Annotated in this window: 8 protein-coding genes; 4 read left to right on the top strand and 4 right to left on the bottom strand. The window is 36.8% G+C overall.

The features are described 5' to 3' along the window. Positions 1 to 52 precede the first annotated feature (52 nt). On the top strand, positions 53 to 724 hold the full coding sequence (gene plsY, locus FJR06_RS03155) for a glycerol-3-phosphate 1-O-acyltransferase PlsY (RefSeq protein ID WP_168650723.1): 672 nt from the start codon (positions 53 to 55) through the stop codon (positions 722 to 724). A gap of 47 nt (positions 725 to 771) precedes the next feature. On the opposite strand, the gene FJR06_RS03150 is transcribed toward plsY, so the two are convergent. Continuing rightward, positions 772 to 909 carry a hypothetical protein gene (locus FJR06_RS03150; RefSeq protein ID WP_015078871.1) on the bottom strand — a complete coding sequence of 46 codons (138 nt, stop codon included), beginning with the start codon at positions 907 to 909 and terminating at the stop codon, positions 772 to 774. A gap of 273 nt (positions 910 to 1,182) precedes the next feature. On the opposite strand from FJR06_RS03150, the gene FJR06_RS03145 reads away from it, so the two are divergent. After that, a complete protein-coding gene (locus FJR06_RS03145) occupies positions 1,183 to 1,725 on the top strand; it encodes a GNAT family N-acetyltransferase (RefSeq protein ID WP_168650725.1) in 543 nt (180 codons plus the stop codon). A 10-nt stretch (positions 1,726 to 1,735) separates the two neighbouring features. Here FJR06_RS03145 and FJR06_RS03140 read toward each other — a convergent pair whose 3' ends face one another. Further along, positions 1,736 to 2,656 (bottom strand): histone deacetylase, encoded by a 921-nt coding sequence (locus tag FJR06_RS03140; RefSeq protein ID WP_015078869.1) that lies wholly within the window; start codon positions 2,654 to 2,656, stop codon positions 1,736 to 1,738. A gap of 158 nt (positions 2,657 to 2,814) precedes the next feature. On the opposite strand from FJR06_RS03140, the gene FJR06_RS03135 reads away from it, so the two are divergent. After that, positions 2,815 to 5,076, top strand: coding sequence for a heavy metal translocating P-type ATPase (locus FJR06_RS03135; RefSeq protein ID WP_168650721.1), 2,262 nt, complete (start codon positions 2,815 to 2,817; stop codon positions 5,074 to 5,076). A 149-nt stretch (positions 5,077 to 5,225) separates the two neighbouring features. Next, entirely contained in the window at positions 5,226 to 6,329 is a 1,104-nt protein-coding gene (locus tag FJR06_RS03130; RefSeq protein WP_168650719.1) for an aromatic ring-hydroxylating dioxygenase subunit alpha, read from the top strand. Positions 6,330 to 6,462: 133 nt separating this feature from the next. On the opposite strand, the gene FJR06_RS03125 is transcribed toward FJR06_RS03130, so the two are convergent. Then, positions 6,463 to 7,365 carry a succinyl-CoA synthetase subunit alpha gene (locus tag FJR06_RS03125; RefSeq protein ID WP_015078866.1) on the bottom strand — a complete coding sequence of 301 codons (903 nt, stop codon included), beginning with the start codon at positions 7,363 to 7,365 and terminating at the stop codon, positions 6,463 to 6,465. A gap of 137 nt (positions 7,366 to 7,502) precedes the next feature. Continuing rightward, positions 7,503 to 8,741, bottom strand: coding sequence for an ATP-grasp domain-containing protein (locus tag FJR06_RS03120; RefSeq protein WP_015078865.1), 1,239 nt, complete (start codon positions 8,739 to 8,741; stop codon positions 7,503 to 7,505). Between the last annotated feature and the right edge of the window lie 447 nt (positions 8,742 to 9,188).

Genomic DNA, 9,188 nt, shown 5'->3' with positions numbered 1-9,188 from the left:
TTCCAAATGCTTCGCCCCTACTAACAACTGACAACTAACAACTGACAAATTTATGTTTCTTTGGTTAAGTTTGTGTGGAGTGGTGATTTTATTAGCTTACCTTTTTGGTTCTTTTCCGACTGGATATCTGGCAGGTAAGCTATTAAAAGGAATTGATATTCGGGAAGTTGGTTCTGGTTCAACTGGTGCAACTAATGTTCTGAGAACTTTGGGAAAACTTCCCGGGGCATTTGTATTATTAATTGATGCTTTGAAAGGAGGATTAGCAATAAATTTAGGTTACGCTTTATTTAGTATTGCTACTACTCAAAACTTAATTCCACCAATTGTCAATATCGAAATTTGGCAACCTTATTTAGTCACTTTAGCTGGTTTAGCTGCCCTTTTAGGACATAGTAAATCAATCTTTCTCGGCTTTACTGGTGGTAAATCTGTGGCTAGTGGTGTGGGAATTTTGTTAGCTATTAGTTGGCAAGTAGGATTATCAACATTAGGGGTTTTTGCAGTAGTAATTGCCATTTCGAGAATTGTGTCTTTAAGTTCTATTGCTGGGGCTGTAGCGGTTTCTATTTTAATGGTAATTTTTCATCAACCTTTAGCCTATATTCTTCTTGGTTTTGCTGGCGGCTTATATGTAATTATCCGTCACCGCACCAATATTGAGCGATTAATTGCGGGTACAGAACCAAAAATTGGACAAAAGGCAGAAACGTCAACAGAATAAACTACTTATTGACTTTTTCAGCCCTGTCCCTACTTTGAAGCGTAGTTTTAACTGTCTCCTGTTTTTTCAATGGTTTCAATCACGGCTAAACCTATACTTGAAACGGCGATTAGCATGATAGCTGACGCAAGAAAGGCACTGACAAGCATCTGAAGAGCTTGGTCAAAAAAAATATAGGTGGTCATTTGTTCACCTTCTGAACTTTATACAGCTACTGGTACTATCTAATTTTTCTTCACAGCCAGGTGACTGAATTCCTTGTAATCGGATCTTAACAAAACTTTAGCTCTTTCATGACATGATGACAAAATTTTATTACTAAAAATTTGATAACTTTTAACTATATTCGGTTAAGTACAATACTAAAAAACACTGAAAGTAAAAATTGGATCTACTTTGATAGCAGTATTGTTGTAATTTTGATTGTTCTAATAATTACTTAGCTTTTGGTGCTAACTATGGAACTCCTCCAATTCAAGATATCTACACACCGTCTGTTATTACAGCCTATATCAATGGAATATAAGGCAGATATTTTTAGAGAATTTACTCAGGAAGTTACGACTTATTTATATTCAAAACCATCGAAAAAAATTCAGGATACTGAAATTTTCATTCATCAATCTTTACTAAAAATGGAAAAAGGAGAAGAGTTAGTAATTGTGATTTTAAAGAAAGATTCTCAAGAGTTTTTAGGATGTAGTGGGATACATAAAATTAATAGTAAATACCCCCGATATGGAATTTGGCTGAAAAAATCAGCATATAAACAAGGTTACGCCACAGAAACAATTGCAGCCCTGAAATTATGGGCTGAAGAAAACTTAGATTATGAATATCTTAGATATGATTTGGATAAAGCAAATACCGCCAGCCGTAGGGTTGCGGAAAAAATGGGAGGTAAAATTGGTAGAGAGTATGATCTGATTAACGAGAGTGGTAAAGTCTTAAATCTAGTGGAATATAAAATTAGTAAAAAACAAAATTCTGAATTTTACTAACTAAAAAATACTAACATATACAAGGTTTAATAGTAGCAATTACAGATTCAGCCAGACTTGGTAAATCATAACCACCTTCTAAACCAAACATAATTTTTTTGGTTATACCTAAACAGTATTCTGTAAATAAACCAAAATCTTCTGGTTGCAAATTTACACTCGCTAAAGGATCATTAGTATTAGCATCATAACCAGCACTAATAATCAGTAAATCTGGCGAAAAATTAGTTAAAAAGGGTAAGATTTTTCTTTCCCACAATGGTTGATAGACGGTAATATCGCTACCAGGGGGAACAGGTAAATTTAAGACATTATTATGTGAACCTTGTTGAGAAGTTTTCCCTGTACCGGGATAAGCTGGATACTGGTGAAGAGAAACATAAGCAATTTCTGAGTGAGTTTCTACTATTGCTTCCGTCCCATTTCCGTGATGTACGTCCCAATCTAGGATAGCAACGCGCTGAATTCTAGGCTGTTGCAAAGCATATAAAGCTGCAATTGCAGCATTAGAAAATAAACAAAATCCCATTCCTGTATCACTTACCGCATGATGCCCAGGTGGACGTGCTAATACAAAAGCTTTGTTTGCTGTATCAAGAACTGTATCTACTCCATCTAACCAAGCACTAACTGCCAATAATGCTACATCATAACTGCGGGGAGAAATGGGAGTATCTCCGTCTAAATAACCACCACCGGAGGAGGAGATATCTTTAACCTTTTTAATATAGTTTATAGGGTGAACACTTTCTATCCAAGACATTAAAGATGGTTTTGATATTACGGGTGTAGGTAGTTTCCAGGTAATTTTCTCGGCAAAATTTGCAGCTTTTAAAGCATTGACTATTGCTGTCAACCGTTCAGGTTTTTCTGGGTGGTAGATTCCCGTTTTGTGATCTAAAAATTCGTCAGAATAAATAACTTGTAACATACATTTCTATATCCAGAATCCGCAATGTAAGATAGGTGAAAGTCAAGAAACTGATTAAAATGATATATTACACCAATAGGTGAAGTATAGATCGTATAGATCACCGACTTCTTCAAGAAGTCGGTGATCTGGGTAATTAGTTAATTATAAGAGGTGATATGAATAATCTTAGGCTTAAACTTAAAGGGATGAGTTGTGCTTCTTGCGCTAATAATATTGAACAGGCAATTTTAGCCGTTGCTGGAGTTATTGATTGTCATGTTAATTTTGGTGCAGAACAGATAACTATTAATTATGAACCTAAACAAACAAATTTAGCGAAAATTCAAGCTGCAATTGTAGATGCTGGTTATTCATCTTTTCAGTTAGAAACAGAAGGTGAGGATACAGCAGAAGCAGCGAGTAAATTAGCAGCAGAACGGGAACTCATTCTCAAGTTAACAACCGGGATTGTAATTAGTATTATTCTGTTTTTTGGTTCTTTACCGATGATGACGGGATTACATTTACCTTTTGTTCCTAAATTTCTTCATCATCCTTGGTTGCAATTAGCATTAGCAACACCTGTTGAATTTTGGTGTGGGGGATCTTTTTTCCGTAATGCTTGGAAGTCTTTAAAACGCCGCACTGCGACAATGGATACTTTGATTGCTTTGGGAACGGGTACGGCTTATTTCTATTCTTTATTCGTGACGCTTTTTCCTGATTTACTTATTTCCCAAGGCTTAGAAATTCATGTTTATTATGAAGTTGCAGCGCTGGTTATAACTTTGATTTTGTTAGGACGATTTTTAGAACATCGTGCTAGGGGAAAAACTTCGGAAGCTATTCATAAATTAATGGGAATGCAGGCGAAAATAGCCAGGGTAATAAGAGATGATTTGGAAATGGATATTCCTATTAATCAAGTAATAGTTAATGATTTAATTTTAGTCCGTCCTGGTGAAAAAATTCCTGTAGATGGTGAAGTAATTGATGGTAATTCTACGGTAGATGAGGCAATGGTAACAGGTGAAAGTGTACCTGTGAAAAAACAACCAGGAGATGAGGTGATTGGATCAACAATTAATAAAACTGGTAGTTTTAAGTTTAAAGCCACGCGAGTTGGTAAAGATACTTTCTTAGCGCAAATTGTCAAGTTAGTCCAAGAAGCCCAAGGTTCAAAAGCACCAATTCAAAGGTTAGCAGATCAGGTAACTGGGTGGTTTGTGCCGGCTGTAATTGTGATAGCTATTCTTACTTTTATGATCTGGTTTAGTATTACAGCTAATTTCACCTTAGCAATGATGACAATGGTAGGGGTTTTAATTATTGCTTGTCCCTGTGCATTGGGTTTAGCTACTCCTACTTCTGTGATGGTAGGAACTGGTAAAGGTGCAGAAAATGGCATTTTAATTAAAAGTGCTGAAAGTTTAGAATTAGCACATAAAATAAATATTATTGTTGTTGATAAAACTGGAACTTTAACTCAAGGTAAACCCACAGTTACAGACTTTATAACTATCAAGGGTACAGCGAATGGGAATGAACTTCAATTATTAAAATTAGCTGCTAGTGTAGAACATAAGTCTGAACATCCTTTAGCGGAAGCAGTGGTGAAATATACGATTAATCAAGCTGTGAGTTTGGCTGATGTTAAGAATTTTGCAGCCATTGTTGGTAGTGGTGTTCAAGGAATTGTATATGATCAATTGGTACAAGTTGGCACACAACGCTGGTTTACAGAGTTAGGAATTGATACGGATGTTTTAGAACCACATCAAACAATTTGGGAAAATGAAGGAAAAACAGTCATTTGGTTAGCAGTAAATGGTAAATCAGAAGCTATTATGGCTATTACTGATGCCCTTAAACCTTCATCATTAACAGCAGTCAAGGCTTTGCAAAAGTTAGGTTTAGAAGTGGTAATGTTAACGGGAGATAATCAAAAAACTGCCCAAACTATTGCAAATCAAGTGGGGATTACTCAAGTTTTTGCCCAAGTGCGTCCAGACCAAAAAGCCGCAATGATTAAATCATTGCAACAAAAAAAAGTAGGAAATAAAATTAAAATTGTGGCTATGGTGGGAGATGGAATTAATGATGCACCAGCATTAGCACAAGCAGATGTGGGAATTGCCATCGGGACAGGAACAGATGTGGCGATCGCTGCTAGTGATATTACTTTAATTTCTGGAGATCTACAAGCCATTGTGACAGCTATTCAACTCAGTCGCGCTACCATTAATAATATCCGTCAAAATCTATTTTTTGCCTTTATTTACAATATCATTGGTATTCCCATTGCTGCGGGTATTCTCTATCCTTTCTTGGGTTTGTTACTGAACCCAATTATTGCCGGTGCAGCAATGGCATTTTCTTCCGTTTCTGTAGTTAGTAATGCTTTAAGATTGCGTAATTTTCAACCAGGAGTTAGGTAATTGGTGATTGGTAATTGGTAATTCAATTTTTAACTTTTAATTTTTAATTTTTAATTCATTTCTGCTGACGGTACTGAAAATAACTGTTTTTTCAAGTTGTTCATGATAGGAATAGATCAACCGCTTCACTGCAAGTGAAAACCCTAAAAATGAACACACATATAGATAATCTTAACTCGGTTCGTAAACCTAAAATTTTCAACCAATCAATGAGTTTTGTTGAAGGTTGGTATTGGGTATTACCTTCTCAATCTTTGCAGATAGGTGAAATTAAAGCTGTGACAATTTTTGGGAAGGATTTAGTCGTATATCGTGGTAAAGATAGACGTGCAGTTATTTTAGATGCTTACTGTCCTCACATGGGTACGAGTTTAGCTGAAGGTAAAATTGAAGGTAATGAATTACGCTGTGTTTTACATCGGTGGAAATTTGATGCAGAAGGTATTTGTGTTGGTATTCCTAATGTAGATGAACCTGTATCTCTTAAAGCTAAAACTTGGCCAGCAGCAGAACAATATGGAATGATTTGGGTTTGGACAGGGGAAACTCCCCAGCAACCTTTACCTTTTGTTTTAGATTGGGAAAACCAAGATTTTGATTTTTCTCTCGGTTCGCAATTTAGTATTGATTGTCATCCCAATGTGTTACTTCTTCAGGGTATTGATACTCAACAAATTAATTTAGTTAATAAATTACCATTAAAAATGGTTTTGGAGAAACAAGAACTCAATCAAAATGCGATTATTTTTAGCACGATTACAAATATTAATGGAAAGTCATTTTGGCTAAATCTCTACCGGCGGTTTTTTAATAATTCTTTTAATTACAGTGTTTGCTATTGGTATGGGACAACAAGTATAGTTTCCTTTACTAATGACTCTACCCAGCTACATATAATATTTACAACTCGGTTATTACCAGGGGGAAAAACAGCAGGTCAAACCCTATTTATGTGCAAAAAACGTCAAGGTATTTTAGGAAAGTTAATTAATAAATTGATATTAAAGATAGGGGAAAAAATTAGCGATCGCTTACTCAAAACTAATGATAAAATTTTAGAAACCATGCAGTTTGATTTAAAAACTCCCCTCAAAGCAGATTTATCAATTATGCAATTTATTAACCATTTAGAACGACAAAAACCCCTGACATGGGAAAGTTGGCTATTAGTGCGGTCACGGGAACGGGAAGAAGAAGTGCGTGAAGAGAGAGAAAAACGTGAAAAATGGCGAGATGAATTAGTTAATGACTGAAAAATCTAGATTTTGACAATAAAAATGAAGTGGACTGGCCACTTCATCAATTCCCAGGTAGAACCTAATCATAAGTATAACGACCAAAAAATTTCAAAATCGTATAAATACATACTAATTTTGTGTTTAGCTGTTATTTAGTGGTTACACTTTGGGGAATGAGAATATTTTTCAGCAATTTAGGAATTTGAGAGGGACTATCAGCGACAGGAATTTTTGCAGATTTAAAAGCGGCCAATTTACTTTCTGCTGTACCAAAATTCGCAGAACGTCCAATTACACTGGCTAAAGTCCCTGTTTCTTGCCAACTTTGTGTCGTTGGTGCGTGTCTACCAGCAATATAGGCAATTACAGGTTTATCAATTGCTTCTGTAATATATTGTGCTGCTGCTTCTTCGCTTTCTCCACCAGGTTGTCCGATTAAAACAATTGCTTCTGTGGTCTCATCTTCATCAAGAATTTGCAACCATTGCAGGAATGAAGAACCAACAATCGCATCACTACCAATACTAACACCAATTGATTGCCCCAAACCCGCCTTTGTTAATTCCCAAGCGACTTCATAGGTAAGTGTACTGCTACGGCTAACAATTCCCACAGAACCAGGGATATAAAATTCGCGTTCGTGAGTCCCCAGGAGAATTTTCCCAGGAACGATAATTCCTGGACTATTGGGGCCAATAATTAAAGTCTCACCAGCTTCTGTTTTGCGAAGGAGTTGTACCATATCCAAAGCTGGGACACCAGCGGTGGTAATGATGATTTGGGGGATGTTAGAGGCGATCGCTTCTAATGCTGCATCCAAAACCTGATAAGGTTGAACACAAATGATTGTGGTGTCAATCTGTCCAAATTTGGCCACAACCTCCTCTACCAAATCAAACACTGGTAGATTATATATTTGTTTTCCACCATACCCAGGATTAACACCAGCTACTAAATTTGTGCCATAAGCCTGCATTTGAGCAATATGAGTTGCTGAGATAAATTCACAAAATCCCTGAATTAAAACTTTACTTTCTGTTGTTAAATTCATAGTTTATCAGTTGTCAGTTGTCAGTTGTCAGTAGGGGCGAAGCATTAGGAAGATAAATTATCGGTCATTGCCAAAAATAGTTCTCCAAATGCTTCGCCCGTACAGTTGTTCGTTGTAATTGGTAAAAATCTTGCTTTTTACCTATTCCCTTTTTTCTGCACAGATAACTTAGCTAAACGAACTGCTTCCTTAACTGCTTCATCTAAATTTTCTACAACTATCAGCGATTGATTAGAGGTTTGTAGTGGAACTAAATTTTCTCTAACATGATTAAATTCAGAACCTGCCAAACGGAGGACTAAATAGGGTAAATTTAATGGTTGCTGATTTTTATTTCCATTGGAAGATGACATTTGAGATGTAATTTCAATTCTGTCCAAATGGAGGAATTTGGTAATAATTTCGGGGAGTTGGTCAACTTGAGGAATAGTCCCCAAAAAGTTGACTAAAATAACTTGACCATTCACATCACTGGCCAAACTTGTTAAACTGCTAATCAGGCGATCGCCAAAAGTTTTCAGTTTAGTATCACTCATAAAAGAATGGCGCAAATTGACACATTTACCAGGTTTACCATGAGCATTAACAACCTCATCCAAAGTTGTTAACACAGAACCTTTCCCATTACCTAATATACAAATCTTACCTGGCATTTCTATCCCATCCCAGCTACTCAACAAGCCGCTCCCTTTTTTATTACCATGAAGAAGACCAACCAGTTTCGTAGCCATTTCAGCTATTTCAGGATGACGATTAATAGCTTGTTTATTCACCCTAACCTTGCCATTGAGCGCCATCACTTGACCAGCAGAGTTCACACCCAGAGGATGAATCTCCACCAAATCCAAATCCTTTTGCACAAATAACTGGTACAACTTCTCGACAATATCGCTCACAGTTTGCATCAACTCACCCTGCAAACCCATTTTCAAAGCCAGTCGTCTGGCATAAAATGGCGAAAATTCCTGTTCTACCACCACGTGCTGAATTTTTTCCCCTGCTGTCTCCCAGTCAATATTGGCTTCTGTGCAACCCAATAAAACGGGACGACACAGCGCAGTATCTAAAACTACAGCTAGATAAAATTCCTCCTGGGCATCATACTTCGATTCTGCCAGTAAAACCTCCGGCAATTGTCCCCAAATTGGTAAATTAAATATATTCTGTGCAGCAGCGATCGCATCAATCGTAGTTTCTACAATCCTAACTCCACCAGCTTTTTCCCTTTCCCCTGCTTGTACCTGAGATTTTAGAACAATCGGATAACGAATTTTTAACCGTTTTAAATCTGTGGGATGGTCTATTCTTTGAGATGGTAAGACCGGAATCCCGATTTTACCAAACCATTCTTTAACTTGATACTCCAATAAATCCATTGAGACACACCTTGTATTGACAAGTCTAACGCACTTTCTTAGATGCTATCTGATATTTTGCCCAATACCGAAAATTATAGAATTTGGTTTTGCTTAACTGAAAATTTATTTTGTCATTGGATTGTCTAATTTATAATCTAGCTGTATAAAAAAATAGAAGTCTAAATTATCACCCTTGACTGTATTCTTCGTGACAAATTTAACCTTCTGCTAGAAACTGATTCTATTGGATGTAAAACTAGTGGTCTGTCAAGATAAAAATGATGGACTGTAGTGTGAGCGTCTCGCTCACGCGGGCAAGACTTATACTGAGCAAGCGATGCCCTGAGCCTGCGATGCCCTGAGCCTGTCGAAGGGTCGAAGGGTCGAAGGGTCGAAGTATGCCCGCACTACCAAAAACCCGTCAAAATGTCTTTGACAGACTACTAGTACACTGCGGCGTAAGTA

The organism is Dolichospermum sp. UHCC 0352, assembly GCF_009711925.1.
Classification (GTDB): domain Bacteria; phylum Cyanobacteriota; class Cyanobacteriia; order Cyanobacteriales; family Nostocaceae; genus Dolichospermum; species Dolichospermum lemmermannii.
Note: the sequence above shows the minus strand (reverse complement) of the source record. Positions and strands in the feature narration are given on the sequence as shown.